We start from the raw sequence: 15910 nt of genomic DNA on the forward strand, positions 1-15910 counted from the left end.
AGCGGAGGAAAATCATGAGCGGAAATGACAAGCCTACAGCAGCGGATCACCGCAAGCGGTGCGGTTGTGCTGTTCGAGCCATTGCTGCAGCTTTTCCGCTTCAAGCGAACGGCTGAAGTAAAACCCTTGGGCGTAGTCGCAATCCATTTGCGAAAGAAGCGCCACCTGCGACTCGGTCTCAACCCCCTCGGCCAATACTTCAAGATCCAAGCTTTTCGCCAAGTGGATGATCGTATCGACGATCGTCGCATCTTTTGAGTTTTCAACAATGCCGCGAATAAAACTGCGGTCGATTTTTAGAAGCGACACCGGCAAATTGCGGATATACGCGAGCGAGGAAAAGCCGGTGCCAAAGTCGTCGATTGCCGCCTGCACGCCGAGCTGCTGCAATTCGGTTAAAATGTGCCTTCCTGTCTCAATGTTTTCCATCAGCCCGCTTTCTGTCACCTCTAAAATGAGCCGATCAGGCGCCAGCCCTGTTTCCCGTAAAATGCGCTTCACATGCTCGACAAGTTCGGGGCGGTTGAGCAAAAACGGCGATAAATTGACCGCTAGTTTCAGTCCGGGAAATTTTCTCTCCCATTCTTTCACTTGGTGGCACGCCCGTTCCAACACCCATAGCGTAATTTCAAAAATAAAGCCGCTCTCTTCGGCCAACGGGATGAAATCGAGCGGCGGAACGTCGCCAAGCGCCGGATGGCGCCAGCGCAACAGCGCTTCGACCCCCATCGCCCGCCCTTTTGTCAACCGCACTTTCGGCTGATAGCATAAATAAAACTGCCCACGCATAATGGCGAACGGCAAGTCTTGCTCGATAATGGTGTGCCGATGTTCCGTCGGCCGATAAAAGGCATAGCCGTTCCGTCCCCGCTCCTTCACCTCATACAGCGCCTGATCGGCGTATTTCATCACTTGCTCGATCCGGTCGCTGTCTTTTGGGAAAAAGGCGATGCCGATCGATAAGGTCGATTGGATGAGCTGTTTTTCGTAATAAAACGGTTCGTGAAAGGAACTGACAAGCCGTTCAGCCAATGCGGCCATCTCCGTTTTTGTCACGTTCGGCAACAGCAAAACAAACTCGTCGCCGCCGACGCGGGCGAAAAAATCGTCATGACGCAGCGCCTGCCTAACGCGTTTCACCGCCTCGCGCAAAAAATAATCGCCGGCTTGATGAGAAAAATGGTCATTGATCCATTTAAATTTGTCAAAATCTAAATAGCAAAGGGCAAACGACGTGCCACTCGCGATCAGCTCATCGATCTGCCGCTCGAAATAGCTGCGGTTGGCGATGCCGGTGAGTGAATCAAAGTAGGCAAGCTGGCGCAGCTTTTCTTCATACCGCTTCCGCTCGCTAATATTTTTCACCGTGACAATGACGCAGTCAAGCACGCCTTCTTCATCAACGATCGCTTTTCCTTGCGCCTCCATCCAAACCCATTCGCCATGCTCGTCTCGCTTGCGGAACTCTGCGGTTTGCGCCTCGTATGTATCATACAGCTCAGCCAGTTTTTGCGTTACAACCGGCACGTCATCGGGGTGGACAAACGCCAACACCTCATCGTAGGAGACTGGATGGCGCTTGTTTGTTTTTCGCTTCCATGACGGCGGGATGTACGACAATTCACGATGGCGGGAAAAAATCAGGACATAGTCGTTCGAATGTTCGACGATCAGCTGCAGGCGCCGCTCCGCTTCAGCAAGCCGCGCTTGCAACCCATCGACCGCGGCTTGGCGGCGCAGGACGCATAACATGGCCGCCGGTTGGCCGCGCTCGTCGATGATTGGCGACACGCCGGCTATAAAAGCGCCGCCGGGCAATTCAATCTGAAAAGCGGCCATCTGTTCTTTCATCCGTCCGGCCAACGCTCGTCCCTCAGCGGCGAGCGCCTTTTCCTCGTCCCGGCTCAGGGCCAGACGGTCAAAGGCTGGATTTTGATAAATGATGACGCCTTGCCAATTCAAGATGACAACTGCTTCCGTGAAGTGATGGAAAAAGGCTGTATACTTGTCCATGCGATGGTTACCTCGCCATTAATCGAAATATGCCGTGATCCTCACTTCCATTTTTACGAAAACACGAGCAAAAATCAACAAATTTCGCAAAAATTTTGCCAAAAACATGAAACTGCCCGCTAGCGGCCGGCAGTCACCCCGTTTGCCGCTGGCGGGCTTTGAGCGGACACGTTTGGCAACACGTTCCCCCTTTTGTTTGCACGTACAAGCAGCACGTCGTCCGTTGCATGCCGCTCGCTCCTTTAAAGAAGCGGCGGAGCGGATTGTCCTTTTGGCCAAACAGGCGGCCATCAGCTTCATGAACGAGAAAACGGAAATCGTCCCGCAGCCGGTCGGCGACCGGGGCAAGCGACTCATCCTCCAACCAACGTTCATATACCCAATACACATAAATCGCGACATTTTCCCATAAGATGAGGGGCGATATGCGCGTCAGACGCCGCAACCGGGCGATAAGCGGAGCAAACAAACCGGCGAACACGTCGCGAACGGCTTGCTCGCGCCAGCGGCTGCGCTCAATGCCGCACATCTCCGCTTCCGGCGGCTCAAGGCGAAAACGCGGCATCCACATTTCCCCTTCACCGTCCGTATCCAACCAAATGCGCCCAGGCTCGAGCACAAGCCGCTTGTTCCATGCCGACATGGCGTATAAAGCCATCGGCGCTAAAAAGCTTAGGCGCTTGACAAGCATCGACGCCGCAACGGCGTCATTCGCCGCTCCCATCTCCTCACGCACGTGCGCGACATACTTAGCGAGCTGTTCGTCATCATGAAGCAGCCAGGCAAGCAACATCGATGACGAGACATTGGCAGTCTTGCTTGAAAAACGGTACGTTTCCAACGCTTTGACTTCTTCTCCGCTTAACCTCATCACGATACGCCTTCTTTCTGTAGGATGCGCCGCCCTTTTCCGTACGGAATGCAAAGCGGGGTGCCAAAGAGCGGATCGTACGTAATTTGGCAGTCCATCTGAAACACGTCTTTTACGAGCTGGCGGGAAATGACATCTTCTGGCTTCCCTTCGGCGTACACTGCTTTGTCGCGAATGGCGACGAGATGATGCGCATAACGGCAGGCCAAGTTTAAGTCATGGAGCACCATGACGATCGTCCGTCGTTCTTTTTCATTCAGCTCAAACAATAAATCTAAAATGTCAATTTGATGTGCCAAATCAAGATACGTCGTCGGCTCGTCAAGCAAGATGATGTCCGTTTCTTGCGCCAGCGTCATAGCGATCCACGCGCGTTGACGTTGTCCTCCGGAAAGCGAATCAACCGGCCGCTCGGCGAGCTCTGTAAGCCCGGTCGCCGCCAAAGCGCGCGCAACGGCACGCTCATCTTCTTCGCTCCATTGCTTGAGCCACGTTTGGTATGGGTAACGCCCTTGCTTGACGAGCTGCAGCACGGTCAGCCCTTCCGGAGCGACAGGCGACTGCGGCAAAATGGCCAACCGGCGGGCGATTTCCTTGGTCGGCTGTTTGGCAATCTCTTTTCCATCAAGCAAAACGGCGCCGCCTGTCGGCTTCAACAGACGAGCCAAGGCGCGCAGCAGCGTCGACTTGCCACAGCCGTTCGCGCCAATCAACACCGTCATTTTCCCTTTTGGAATCGTTAAATGCAATCGGTCAATAATGAGCGTTTCCCCGTACGATAAAGTCAATTCTTTCGCCTGCAGCGCGTGCATGCCTGCCTGCCTCCTTCATTTATGCTTTCCGACTTTGATACAATAAATAAATAAAATATGGCGCGCCGAGTGCGGCGGTAAATACGCCCGCTGGAATTTCTGTCGGCGCTAACAGCATTCGCCCGGCGAGATCCGCCCCCATGACTAGCACGCCGCCGAACAGCGCAGCCGTCGGAAGCAGCGCGCCAAACGCCGAACCAACAAGCCGGCGCGCCATATGCGGCGCCATCAGCCCAACAAATCCGATGCCGCCGGCGAAGGCGACCGCCCCCCCAGTGAGCGCTGTGCTCAGCAACACAAGCCCTAACCGTTGCCGTTCGACCGCGCTGCCAAGCCCGATCGCCAGCTCGCCTCCTAGCTCCTGCACATTGACGTGTCGGGCCGCGAGCACGGCCACAAGAAGCAGCCCAATGACCGATGGCGCCATGAACGAGACGTGCTGCCAAGATGCGCCATATACACTGCCGGTGATCCAAACATTCGCCTGGCTCGCCCGGTAAATCGGCCCGACGATCATCAATAACGTTGTCAACGCCTGCATCAGCGCGGAAATGCCGATGCCGATCAGCACGAGCCGAAGCGGGGCGAGGCCGTTTTTCCACGCCAGCATATACACCAACCAGGCGGCGGCCGTAGCCCCCAAAAAGGCCGCGAGCGGCAGCCAGTGGATGCTGACGGTGAGGGAGTTGTTTTCGTCGCTAAACAGCGCCAAAAAAGCGACGACCGCAGCCGCCGCCCCGCCGGTAATGCCAAGCACATCCGGCGAAGCGAGCGGATTGCGCACCATCCCTTGCAAAATCGCTCCCGCTGCCGCAAGCGCCATTCCAGCCAGCCAGGCAACCAACACGCGCGGCAGTCGGAACGTCAAAATGACCGTCTGATGAATTTCCTCTCCATAGCCAAGCAGCGCAGCGGCGGCTTTCAATGGCGAAATGCGCATCTCCCCGCTGCCGATGCTGACGAGAAAAAGCAGAACCGCCGCCGCCCCGAGCGCGGCGATCACGACGGCCGCTTTTTTGTCATAGAAAAACGATACATAGCTTCCCATCCGGACAGTGACGTATTTTTTCATTTTGCGGTGATCCCCCTGCGGGCAATGTAGACGAAAAATGGAACGCCGATCAACGCGGTGACAATGCCGACTGGCACTTCGCGCGGCATGAGCACATAACGCGCCCCAATATCAGCAGCCAAAAGCAAAATTCCGCCGAGCAAGGCGCAGTACGGAAGCAGCCAGCGGTGGTCGATGCCGGCCAGGGCCCGCGCCATATGCGGCACCATAATGCCGATAAAGCCGATCGGACCAGCAACAGCGACCGAGCCGCCGGCGAGCAGGACGACTAACAGGGCGGCGGCAGCCTTGATCACATTCGTCCGCTGCCCGAGTCCTTTCGCTACATCGTCTCCCATCATTAAGATGTTGACATGGCGCGCCAACAGCATGGCTCCGAGCCAGGCGGCGGCCAAATAGGGAAAAACGGCGGCCAATAGCTCCAGCTTCCTGCCGGCGACTGACCCGGCCAGCCAAAAGAGCACTTCTTCGAGCGCCTTTTCGTTCATCGCCAACATCCCTTGCGTCAACGAGGCAAATAAGGCAGCGACTGCTGTGCCGGCAAGCGTCATCTTCAGCGGTGTCAGCCCGTCTTTCCCTGCAGCGCTGATCACAAACACGATCGCCGCCGCGGCCGCCGCCCCAATAAACGCGACCCATGACAACATTTGCAATGAAGAGATGGAAAAAAACGTGACCATCACGACAATGAAAAAGCCAGCCCCGGCATTAATACCAAAAATGCCCGGCGAAGCGAGCGGGTTTCGCGTCAGCGCCTGCATGAGCGCCCCGGCCATCGCTAGGCTCGCGCCGACCGCCGCGGCAATGAGCGCCCGCGGCAACCGGACCGTCGCCACAACCAAATGGGCGTTCGAACCGTTGTTGTCGATCAAGGCGGCTATCGCCTGCCGCCAGTTCGTATCGGTATACCCGTACACGACGCTCATCCACATGGCGGTAAGAAACAAGATGAACAGCCCAATGAGGCCAAACGCTTTTTGACGGTTTGTTGCTAACATCCCCCCGAGGTCTCCCTTGCTTCATTAATGATATATCTACCGTTAAGTCTATTTGATAATGACTCTCATCGTCAATATTTTTTGCCATCTTTTTATGATATTCTCATGATTTTTTCATTTTTTATTGACAATGATTATCACTGTTATTTATTATATTAGCGTAAATGAAACTCATTATCAACACCAAAGGGGGATTTCACTGTGAAACGGAAACATCTCACTCTTCTTTCCGCCTTCATCCTTTCTCTCCTTCTTCTCGCCGGGTGCGGCGGAAAACAGGAAGAAACGGCCAAACCGAAGGAAAGCAATGAACCGAAAGCGGAAGAAAGCTACACAGTCGAACACGCCATGGGCACGACAGAAATCAAAGGAACGCCAAAACGAGTCGTCATTTTAACGAACGAAGGAACGGAAGCGCTGCTTGCGCTAGGCGTGAAACCGGTCGGCGCGGTCAAATCGTGGACTGGCGATCCGTGGTATGACCACATTAAAGACAAAATGGATGGCGTCAAAGAGCTCGGTTTGGAATCGGAGCCGAGCGTTGAAGCGATCGCTGCTTTAAAACCGGACTTAATCATCGGCAACAAAATGCGCCATGAAAAAATTTATGAACAGTTGAAACAAATCGCCCCAACCGTGTTCGCTGAAACGCTGCGCGGCAACTGGAAAGACAACTTTATGCTCTATGCCAAAGCGGTGAATCAAGAAGAGAAAGGGAAGCAAGTGATTGCTGAATACGACAAGCGCATTGAGGACTTAAAAGCGAAACTCGGCGACAAGCTGAAGATGAAAGTGTCGGTCGTCCGCTTTATGGCTGGTGACGTCCGCATCTACCATAAAGACTCGTTCTCCGGCGTCATTTTGGACCAACTCGGCTTCGCCCGCCCGGAATCGCAAAACGTGAACGACTTCGCGGAAACCGGCGTGACGAAAGAACGCATCCCGGCCATGGACGGCGACATCCTGTTCTATTTTACATATGAAACAGGTGACGGCAAAGCAAGCGAACTCGAAAAAGAATGGATCAACGATCCGCTCTTTCAAAACTTAAACGTCGCGAAACAAGGCAAGGTGTACAAAGTGAGCGACACGATTTGGAACACGGCTGGCGGTGTGCTCGCTGCCCATCTGATGCTCGACGATATTGAGAAATATTTCTTGCAGGAACAATAATCTTACGTAAAGGCTGTGCGAAAGATTGCATACCGAATCTTCTGCACAGCCTTCCTCTTTGTTCCCTCCTCCCTTTTCCTCCGCATTCCCTACTCCCGTATCCCCGCAAAGCACCCGGGCACAAAACTGATAATTTGGATGAATTGCTTGGACATTCCGGCGCTTTATTTCTTAGGCGGCACATTCTTTGATCCGTATCCAGCCAATCAGAAGAATGGGTTATTTTGTATTATCTTCGAATCGCGCGATGGTGGCCGAGCCATTTTTCGGACTCTTTTCGTTCGAACGTCTTGGGGCATTTTGGATGCTCATGTTCGCGCTCGTATGTACTATCGCTTCTCTCCTTTCCTTCTTATTGATCCACTTGGCGGCGCAACAAGTGAAACGGCCGGCTGCAAAGCGGCAACTCCGACTCTCGCTGAAGCAGATGATTGAACCTTCCGTTCTCCCGCTAGCGCTGATCGGTGCATTGTTTGCCTTGGCGTACGCCCCTGTGCTGTCGTTTGTGTCAGTGTACGCCAAATCGCTTCATTTCGGAGAGAGCGGCAACTTATTTTTCGTGATTTATGCCGCCGTGCTGCTTGTTTCGCGCCCGTTTACCGGAAGGTGGTTTGACGCACGCGGTCCGAAAGCGCTCGTCGTATTTTGCACAGCATCGTTTGCGATTGGACTGCTTTTGTTAAGCATGGCAAAAACAGCGGAAGTGTATCTGTTGAGCGCCGCGCTCATCGGAATGGGATGGGGGAATTTGTTTCCGATTTTACAGACGATGGCGATTCAATCAGGCCCTTTGTCGCGCAGTTCTTCTTCTCTCGGCACGTTTTTATCGGTGTTCGACGTTGGAATCAGCGCCGGATCGTTTCTTACCGGTGTGCTGATGGCTTCGTTCGGATTTCGGACATTATATGCGGCTGATGCAGCGTTTTTGCTTGTTGTGTTTATCCTTTATTTTTCAATGGTGGGGAAAAAGCCGAAAAAAGAATATTCCCATGCCAGGCAAGAGCACGCCTGACAGCAAGTCCGTTGCCGCCTGGCGCAAAGTGTGATACATTCAAACTATGAAATAAGGAGAGAAAGGGAGAAGAAGATTGAAACGTCCGACACAGATCGCAGCATGCCTGTTGTCGCTTAGCGTTCTATTGTCAGGCTGTGCCGATGACAGCAGCCAAGAACAAAGCCATTCGCATATGACGAAAACCGCTGCTGGCGATATTCGTGAGACAACGAAATCGGTTGAGCATTTGCCAAGCTTTTTAGGTGCATTCGAAGAAGACATGGCTGTGTTGTACCAACAAGCCGCTGAGCACCGCGAACTTCTTGAGAACATCCCGTGCTATTGCGGCTGCGGTGAAGCAGCGGGCCATCAAAACAATTACGACTGTTTCGTCCATGAAAATAAACAAGACGGAGCAGTCGTTTGGGATGACCACGCGACAAAATGCGGCGTCTGCCTAGAGATCGCCGCTGAGTCGATTGCCGCTTATGAAGACGGGAAATCGGTGAAAGACATCCGTCGCATGATCGATGAAAAATATAAAGAAGGCTACGCCGAACCGACACCGACGAAACCACTCTAATATCGACAAAAAAGCGCCGACTTCGGCGCTTTTTCTATTCAGACCGGCCGTTTCCCGCTCGGAAACCTCCCCGCTTGGAAGCTCAATGACGGCTGAGCGCGGCATACAAGTCGTGCAATGTTTCGATGCCGAGCTCATGCAGTTCGCCGAGCAAGATCGCCCATAGCTTTACCATCGCTTCTACATCGCCATCCGCCGTATGGCGGCGCGGGCAGTCAATGCCATAGCAGGCGAGGGCGTCGTCAAGCGTCGGACATGGATGGCGGACAAGGCCGACCATTGGCTGCATATCGATAAAGCGGCCGCTCCATCTTTGCCGATAATGATGCCAAAGCACATGGCGCAAAAATGACACATCATGGCCGATATGGTAACCGACTAAGACGCCTGTGGCGATAAACGGCACAAACGTGCGCAGCGCCTCGGCAAGCGGCGGGGCGAACATGACGTCTTTCGCCGTAATGCCGGTCAAGTCGGAAATATGCTCGGGAATCGGTTTTTCTGGTTTGACGAGCGTCATATACGTGCCGGTGACGAGGCCATTGACCGTTTTCGCCGCTGCCATGGCTAAAATTTCGTCACCTTGTTGCGGCGAAAAACCGGTCGTTTCCATATCCATGATGACGAACGGAATGTCGGGCAAACGGCCATGCCAATCAACGGAACGGCCGTTTTCCTTTTGCAGCGAGCGAAGCCAGCGTTCCTGCTGCAATGAGTGATCGTTGCCCAATAGGGCGGACGACGCTTCGCGTGGAACGCCAAGCGACAATAAACGGAGCGCTCGCTGCCAAAAACGGTGCCGTTCATTCATGCATCCCGACCACCCGGCGGGCGACGAAGCGCTGCAACCGCTTCGCAGTGCGCATCGCCTGCTTCAGTTGTTTTTGCTCCGTCCGATTGAGCGTCTGCCATAATACATAGTCCCGTCCGTCTTCGGCCTCAGTGCTGTACTTGAGGCGAATGGAGTAGTAAACCGAAAGCGCCTCTTGAACATCGGTAGAAAGCGCGGCTGGCAATATCCCAGCCTCTTTGAGCGCCCGCTGCCGTTCTAGTGTCGTCACCACCGGCACGCGCGCTAGACAGGCGAGCCATTTCAAGGCGTTCGTGATTTGCACGTAACCGCTTTGTTTCATATGAATCGCCCCGCTATGCGGGCCCCATCGTGCCGCTTGCACATTGCCAAACCAACCGAGCGGAACAGGCGGAAATTGGACATGTTCTCCCATACGCGCCAACAGCGGCGGCCGGTCAGCGATCTCGGCAAACAGCGTCCGCCTCCCCGCCTCGGCCAGTTCGGCGTCTCCATAAAGAGGCCGCATATCCATCGCGATGTACAAAAAGCGAAGATCGTTTGGCCATCCACCGTCTAAATAGGAAGAGAGCTGCCGCTCCCAGTCGCTTGTCGATTGCGCCCAACGCCTGTTTGTTGCCATCACATAGCCAGAGCAATACGGATAGCCGACCTCATGCAGCATCTTCGTTCCGATGGCCGCCGCATGGCGAATAAACTCGTAACAGGCCGGCTCCTCTTCGCGAGCGCAAGTAAACAAAATACCATGATCTTGATCCGTCCACACCGTCGGCTCGCGCCGGCCGATGCTCCCCATCACATACCAACACCAGACCGGCGGCCGGATGCCGACAGAGCGTTTTACTGTCTCCTGTTCGGCAAGGAAAAACACGCGGCGAAGCACGGCTTCATGCACATCGGCCACCTCTTCCGCCAGCTGTCCGATATGCTCAAGCACCAAACATCGCCGCAATTCACGCACCAATTCATCGTGACAAAAACGAAGATCGGTAACCGACTCGGCCGTTTTCAGCCGATCGGCCACCGCTGCCAGCATCGCTTTCGTCTCCATATTTATCGCTGAACGGCCGTTTTTGGCTGATAGGCCGGATCAAGCTGTTCCGGATAGCCGTAAGCGCCGTGTTCGCTAATATCAAGCCCGGAAATTTCTTGCTCCGCCGTGACGCGCAGCCCGATTGTTTTCTTCATGACAAATAAGATGACAAACGAGACGATCGCTACATATATCGCTGCGCCCACCACTCCGACCGTTTGTACAATCAATTGGTCAAACCCGCCGCCGTACACGAGACCGGCCTTGCCGATGCCGGTTATTTCCACTAAACGCGGCGAGGCGAAAAATCCGGTTGAAATCGTGCCGATAATACCGGCAATCCCATGGACGGAAAAGGCGTAAATCGGATCATCAATCCCTTTGCGCTCGAAGTAGATGGACGTCCAGAACGTGAATGATCCAGCCACTGCCCCGATGATGACTGCCGCCCACGGTTCAACGAACGCGCACGCCGCTGTAATGGCGACCAATGCCGCCAGCACACCGTTGACCATTGCCGGAATGTCCGCTTTGCCGACCAAAATTTTCGCCGTCAAGATCGCGGCAACCGCCCCTGCCGCGGCAGCCAAATTCGTCGTCAGCGCGACATAGCCGAAAAACCCATCGCCAACCGCCATTGTGCTGCCCGCGTTAAATCCAAACCAGCCGATCCATAAAATCAAACCGCCAATCACGGTATAAACTTGGTTATGCCCAGGAATGACATTCGGTGTTTTGTCTTTATTGAACTTGCCGATGCGCGGCCCGAGCAATACGGTAGCCACAAGCGCCGCGATTGCCCCTTGCAGATGGACGACGGTTGAACCGGCAAAATCTTGCATTCCCATCCGCCCAAGCCAGCCGCCGCCCCACACCCAGTGGCCGATGACTGGATAAATGGCAATCGTAAAAATCGTTCCGAAAATGAAATAGACAGACAGTTTCGCCCGTTCCGCAAAACCGCCCCAGGCGATGGCAAGCGACACGCCGGCGAAACCGAGCTGAAACAAAAATTTAAGCGCCAGCGGCACGTTCGCCCACGACAGCGAGTCAAACGTCCCTTCGTCTTCTTGTAAAAACCAGCCTTCCGTGCCGATGAAGCCGTTTCCTGTTCCAAACGTAATGGCAAAGCCGAACGCCCAAAACGCTAAAGACGCGATGGCAAAGCTTAAAATTTGCTTGCCGGCCACATGCCCGGAGTTTTTCATGCGCGTTGATCCCGCCTCAAGCAAGGCAAATCCGGCCTGCATGCCGATGACGAGCACCGCGGAGAGCATCACCCAAAGAGCATCAAGCCCAAGCATCACTGTTTTCTCATCCATTTGCATCTCCCCCTACTTGTCATTTGTTTTTCTTTATATATGTCATAATATATAACATTAATAAACCGAAAGCAATGCTTATTTTTCGTTGAAATCGATTTCAACCACAAAAACTTTGTTATATTTCCTAACAAAAAAAAGAAATGCCCCTCATCACGAAGGGCATTCCTACATTGTTACGCAACGCGAATCGGCTTGCCAAACGGCACGCGCGGCATGTAATCGTCTGGAACAAGCCAAAACACTTCATAATCGACTTCGAGTTCTTCATAAAAATATCCGGTCACATCCGTGATATAAAACAACGTATCGATTTTTTGCGCAGCGGCCCATTCGAGCACTTCGGTGTACGACGATTTCCCATGCTTGAAATATTTAATCGTGGCCACGCCAACCGGAGATACATCGCGAATTTTAAAATCCGCTTGAACGAGCAGCGTGTCCGGGCGCAATTTCTCAAACAGCTTGATGATGTTTTGAATGAGCACCGGACGGGACGGCCGGTTCGACGTATCGATCGCCAATGCGATCGAGTGGTCTTTCCGTTCTTTGAGCAACGCCAACAAAGCCCGCTGCCATCTCACGATGATCATCCCCCTTGTATTGGTGAATCGCCGTGCGCACTACTAGTATAGACGGCAACGGCGGAAAGTACGAACTGTTTTTCTTTCCTTTTTCCCCTCCCTTTTCTCAAACGAGCCGGGGGCTTTGCGTCAGCACAAAACGCCAAGGACGCATTCCTTGGCGCTTTACTCGGGCTGGGAGAGAGGAATGTCCGGCCCGTTTTCCCTGTCAACTGCCGCCTCAACCGTCCCTTCCATGTAGGCATCACTTACTTGTTCATGCGTTTCAGCCAACGCCGCGCCAAGAAACGAGGCCGATTCATAGTCGGACGGGTCATACTGGCGTCCGGCGATCTCGAGCGATTGTTTGTTTTCCGTCATCGTTATTCCTCCTTATTCATGCCGTTCATTATATTAATGTGAAACAGGTGCGGAAAATAAAAAGAGGAAGTTTATGGGTTGTGCATGCATACATTGCATCCAATGCGGCAAACTAACGATAAACGACGAAAAGAGAGGATGATGGCCAATGAGGCAGCCAAAACCAAACGACAGCCTTGAACAACAACGGAAAAAGCAACAGCCGGAAAAAGAGATGGAAAAGCAGCCGGGATACGGGGATAAAAAACTAGAGGGCCCGAACTACCCGGCGGAATAAAGGCGGCAGGGCAAGATGAGACATTTGCTTGCGTTGGCGCTCAAATATTTGCTTACGGCGACCGTCATGTTCGCCATTTTGCCGCTGTTTTTGCGCATTTCGTCGGCGGAACTGCTATGGTTCAGCCTTTGGCTGACGCTTGTCGCCTATGCGCTCGGCGACTTGTACGTTTTGCCGCGCCTTGGCAACGTTTCGGCGACGATCGCTGATTTTGGCCTCGTATTTGTCGCCACATGGATTGGCATCGGCGCGTTTTATGACATCCCCGGCGGCGCCATTTTAAGCGCAGCGTTTTTCGCCGCCTTGCTCGCTGCGTTCGGGGAGTTGCTGTTTCACGCTTACGTGCTGCGCTTTGTTATCGGCCAACACGGAAAGGAAGACGTGCCGCTTGTCGGCCGCCAATGGCAAACGGAGGCGGCGGAAGAGTTTGACGTCCGTGCCGCCGGCCCTGGCGATCGGGAAGGCGAACAGGTGAAACAAGAAGGCGACCGGCGGGAACAAGAACCGCCCCATCCTCCTATTTTGTAAGCAGCGGACAGACGCCAAATAACCAATGCTCATCAGCGATGGCCTAACGCCGGCCGGTCTGTTCGTTTCTCCACCAATCGGAACGTTATAACAGCAAAAAACGGGTGTCTTCTCCTTTGCGAGACACCCGTTTTATATGGTGATATTCACCCTATATCGCTTGTTTCCGCAGTCAACGGGCCGGGCCGCCCTCTGCCCGCTCGGCCAATGGCAAAAACCATAGCGTCTTTTTTATTGTTCCGGCTGCTTCAGCGAGAGCAGCGTCTGCTTTAGTTCCGCCTCCATCGCCGCCAGCTCGCGTTCGGCCTGTTGCCGTTTCAAGCGGCCCTCGGCTTGGATTTTTAACGTTTCTTCGAGCGTGGCGATCAAGTTTTCTTGCGTCCGCTTCAGCGTCTCCATGTCGATGAGGCCGCGCTCATTTTCCTTCGCAATTTCAATGCTGTTCGTTTTTAACATTTCCGAGTTGCGCAGCAACAGTTCGTTTGTCGTTTCGGCAACCTGCTTTTGCGCCTCAGCCGCCTTTTGCTGGCGGAAGAGCGTCAAGGCGATCACGACTTGATTTTTCCAAAGCGGAATCGCATTTAAAATCGATGACTGGATGCGCTCGATAAGCGTTTCGTTCATATGCTGGATCATGCGGATTTGCGGCGCCGTTTGGATCGTCACTTGCCGGCTGAGCTTTAAATCGTGCACCCGCTTCTCAAGCCGGTCAGCGAACTGCCGCAAGTCCTGAACGTCCTGCCATGCCATTTGGTCGCCGGAGCGCTCGGCAGCCGCCTGCTTTTCGGGGATCGTTTTCGCCCGCAGCTCCTCCAACTTATATTCGGCCGCCGCAATATAAATATTGAGCGCCTCAAAATAGTCTTTATTTTTCTCATAAAGCGTCTCGAGCATCATCACATCGCGAAGCAGCCCATGCCGATGTTTCTCAAGCTGGTCGGCGATTTTGTCAATTTCGACGCCGATTTTTTGGTATTTGGCGACGATCCCTTGCAACGGTTTGGCCACCGTGCCAAACAGGCGGGACAGCCATCCTTTTTTTGCCGGCATGAGATCATCTGGGTTGACTTCTTTAATTTTCGCCATCAGCTCGCTGATTACTTCGCCGACCGGACCGGCATCCTTCGTTTGCACATGATGCAAAATCGTATGGGAAAACTTCGATAGTTCCACCTGTGCCGCCACGCCGTACTGTAAAATGGCCTGCTGGTTGGCCGGATCGATTTGTTTGGCAAGCGCTAAGGCTTTTTCCCGGTGTTCCGGCTTTAACGTCTCAAGCACGCTGGCCGGCTGAGCCGCCGCTTCGGCTCGCGGCGATGCCGGCGCGGAAAACGGCGCGGCCAACAGCTCATCAAGCGTGCTTGTCCGTTCTTGTTCGCGAAACCAATCGACTCGTTCCATCTCACGATTCCGTTCGTCCATGGTCATTCCCCTTTCTTTGCCGGCAGCAAATGAAGGCGATCCGGCTGTTGGAGCGATTGTTCAAGCACTTTCGCTTCCGTCTGAAGCGACCAAACGTCACTGGATAACACTTCGAGCAGCTGCCGCTCCGCCGTTTCGGTCAGCTCGCCGAGCAGCCGTTCCGTCTCCCGCAGCGCCTCGGCCATGTCGGCGCTTTGCACCGGCTGTTGCGACAAGTATACATATTTTTCAACCATCTCCACTGCCGTCGGCCACTCGTTTAAGAAAAACGGCTGGGCAAGGCGGAGCTGATGCGGCTTTTGCTCAACCGCGCGAATGATCCGGTCGACGATCGCGCTCAACCGGGAAACGGTTTGCCACATGGCCACCGAACGAAGCCGGTAGCGGGCGCGGCGCAGCCGTTTCCATAACGCGCGCGCCTCGCGAAGCTGGCTGCGGACGTATGCCTGCTCCTCGGCCGGCACGTCAGCTGCCAAGCGGCGATGCCGCCTTTTCATCACAGCGGACACTCCCCACATCGCTCCCATTCCTGATAAAAGCGAGGGCAAAACGCGAAAATCGGCGGCAATAAATACCGTAACTGCAACGATGATCCCAGCGTTCCACGAAACAAACCAGCGCCATATCGTGCGAAGCAGTTGCTTCATTGTCCATCCCTTTCTTCATCTTTTCTTCCATTATAACACGTCCATTCCATGATACGCACAAGCTCCCTGGGAAGTTTCATTGCCGCCCGATCCACACGTATAGGACAATAGCTGTTTCGAATAGGCTATACTAAACGCGGCAAACAAAAGGAGGAGGGCTATGAAGGGGATCGATTGGCAGCTTTTGTCGTTTGTCACCGTCTCATTGTTAAAAGAATACTGGTGCTATATCGGCCTGCCGCGCGTCTATTACTGGCGGGCGGCCGATGACGATCAAAAAGCCGCCTAGCGGCCAAATGCAAAAGAAAAAGCGCTGGCCATCGCCCGCGCTCTCACCTTGCCGCTTCACGACATACCGGTTGAGCTGAAGGAACGGACAACAAGCCCGCCGGCGCCATACACTCCAACTG

18 protein-coding genes are annotated in these 15910 nt (G+C 54.0%); 6 read left to right on the forward strand and 12 right to left on the reverse strand.

Annotated elements, in window-relative coordinates:
* Nucleotides 1-33: 33 nt before the first annotated feature.
* The 5 genes from IC803_RS09795 to IC803_RS09815 form a co-directional block, all read right to left on the reverse strand.
* Nucleotides 34-2013, reverse strand: coding sequence for a putative bifunctional diguanylate cyclase/phosphodiesterase (locus IC803_RS09795; protein WP_081210272.1), 1980 nt, complete (start codon nucleotides 2011-2013; stop codon nucleotides 34-36).
* Nucleotides 2014-2146: 133 nt separating this feature from the next.
* Nucleotides 2147-2884: an IucA/IucC family C-terminal-domain containing protein gene (locus IC803_RS09800; protein ID WP_081210270.1), complete on the reverse strand. Its 738-nt coding sequence runs from the start codon at nucleotides 2882-2884 to the stop codon at nucleotides 2147-2149.
* Nucleotides 2884-3696 (reverse strand): ABC transporter ATP-binding protein, encoded by an 813-nt coding sequence (locus IC803_RS09805; protein ID WP_081210268.1) that lies wholly within the window; start codon nucleotides 3694-3696, stop codon nucleotides 2884-2886. Before IC803_RS09805 ends, IC803_RS09800 begins: the two co-directional genes overlap by 1 nt.
* A 19-nt stretch (nucleotides 3697-3715) precedes the next feature.
* Entirely contained in the window at nucleotides 3716-4768 is a 1053-nt protein-coding gene (locus IC803_RS09810) for a FecCD family ABC transporter permease (protein ID WP_081210266.1), read from the reverse strand.
* Nucleotides 4765-5766 carry a FecCD family ABC transporter permease gene (locus IC803_RS09815; RefSeq protein WP_081210264.1) on the reverse strand — a complete coding sequence of 334 codons (1002 nt, stop codon included), beginning with the start codon at nucleotides 5764-5766 and terminating at the stop codon, nucleotides 4765-4767. Before IC803_RS09815 ends, IC803_RS09810 begins: the two co-directional genes overlap by 4 nt.
* Before the next feature lie 201 nt (nucleotides 5767-5967).
* Between IC803_RS09815 and IC803_RS09820 the strand changes: the two genes are divergently transcribed.
* The 3 genes from IC803_RS09820 (at nucleotide 5968) to IC803_RS09830 (ending at nucleotide 8516) form a co-directional block, all read left to right on the forward strand.
* A complete protein-coding gene (locus IC803_RS09820; RefSeq protein ID WP_081210262.1) occupies nucleotides 5968-6939 on the forward strand; it encodes an ABC transporter substrate-binding protein in 972 nt (323 codons plus the stop codon).
* 247 nt (nucleotides 6940-7186) lie between these two features.
* Complete coding sequence (locus IC803_RS09825) at nucleotides 7187-7951, forward strand: MFS transporter (RefSeq protein WP_370543797.1); 765 nt, start codon at nucleotides 7187-7189, stop codon at nucleotides 7949-7951.
* Between the two features lie 76 nt (nucleotides 7952-8027).
* Complete coding sequence (locus IC803_RS09830; RefSeq protein ID WP_023634135.1) at nucleotides 8028-8516, forward strand: PCYCGC motif-containing (lipo)protein; 489 nt, start codon at nucleotides 8028-8030, stop codon at nucleotides 8514-8516.
* Between the two features lie 82 nt (nucleotides 8517-8598).
* On the opposite strand, the gene IC803_RS09835 is transcribed toward IC803_RS09830, so the two are convergent.
* The 5 genes from IC803_RS09835 to IC803_RS09855 form a co-directional block, all read right to left on the reverse strand.
* Nucleotides 8599-9327: a 3'-5' exonuclease gene (locus tag IC803_RS09835; protein ID WP_081210258.1), complete on the reverse strand. Its 729-nt coding sequence runs from the start codon at nucleotides 9325-9327 to the stop codon at nucleotides 8599-8601.
* Nucleotides 9320-10363, reverse strand: coding sequence for a putative nucleotidyltransferase substrate binding domain-containing protein (locus IC803_RS09840; RefSeq protein ID WP_081210256.1), 1044 nt, complete (start codon nucleotides 10361-10363; stop codon nucleotides 9320-9322). The genes IC803_RS09835 and IC803_RS09840 overlap by 8 nt, the downstream gene beginning before the upstream one ends.
* A gap of 17 nt (nucleotides 10364-10380) precedes the next feature.
* A complete protein-coding gene (locus tag IC803_RS09845; protein ID WP_081210254.1) occupies nucleotides 10381-11682 on the reverse strand; it encodes an ammonium transporter in 1302 nt (433 codons plus the stop codon).
* 176 nt (nucleotides 11683-11858) lie between these two features.
* Nucleotides 11859-12266, reverse strand: a complete 408-nt coding sequence (locus IC803_RS09850) for a vWA domain-containing protein (protein WP_063167364.1) — start codon at nucleotides 12264-12266, stop codon at nucleotides 11859-11861.
* Between the two features lie 165 nt (nucleotides 12267-12431).
* Nucleotides 12432-12626 (reverse strand): YozQ family protein, encoded by a 195-nt coding sequence (locus tag IC803_RS09855; protein WP_081210253.1) that lies wholly within the window; start codon nucleotides 12624-12626, stop codon nucleotides 12432-12434.
* A gap of 148 nt (nucleotides 12627-12774) precedes the next feature.
* On the opposite strand from IC803_RS09855, the gene IC803_RS18385 reads away from it, so the two are divergent.
* Together IC803_RS18385 and IC803_RS09860 are read left to right on the forward strand one after the other, a co-directional pair.
* A complete protein-coding gene (locus IC803_RS18385) occupies nucleotides 12775-12903 on the forward strand; it encodes a hypothetical protein (RefSeq protein WP_255396856.1) in 129 nt (42 codons plus the stop codon).
* Between the two features lie 15 nt (nucleotides 12904-12918).
* The gene (locus tag IC803_RS09860; RefSeq protein ID WP_081210252.1) at nucleotides 12919-13431 is read left to right on the forward strand and encodes a YndM family protein; all 513 of its coding nucleotides are present in this window, start codon (nucleotides 12919-12921) and stop codon (nucleotides 13429-13431) included.
* 231 nt (nucleotides 13432-13662) lie between these two features.
* Here the strand turns inward: IC803_RS09860 and IC803_RS09865 are convergent, their stop codons facing one another.
* Entirely contained in the window at nucleotides 13663-14859 is a 1197-nt protein-coding gene (locus IC803_RS09865) for a toxic anion resistance protein (RefSeq protein ID WP_081210250.1), read from the reverse strand.
* The gene (locus IC803_RS09870; protein ID WP_081210248.1) at nucleotides 14856-15500 is read right to left on the reverse strand and encodes a 5-bromo-4-chloroindolyl phosphate hydrolysis family protein; all 645 of its coding nucleotides are present in this window, start codon (nucleotides 15498-15500) and stop codon (nucleotides 14856-14858) included. Before IC803_RS09870 ends, IC803_RS09865 begins: the two co-directional genes overlap by 4 nt.
* 160 nt (nucleotides 15501-15660) lie before the next feature.
* On the opposite strand from IC803_RS09870, the gene IC803_RS18390 reads away from it, so the two are divergent.
* Nucleotides 15661-15789 carry a hypothetical protein gene (locus tag IC803_RS18390; RefSeq protein ID WP_255396855.1) on the forward strand — a complete coding sequence of 43 codons (129 nt, stop codon included), beginning with the start codon at nucleotides 15661-15663 and terminating at the stop codon, nucleotides 15787-15789.
* Nucleotides 15790-15910: the final 121 nt, after the last annotated feature.

It is taken from the genome of Geobacillus sp. 46C-IIa (assembly GCF_014679505.1).
Lineage (GTDB): Bacteria > Bacillota > Bacilli > Bacillales > Anoxybacillaceae > Geobacillus.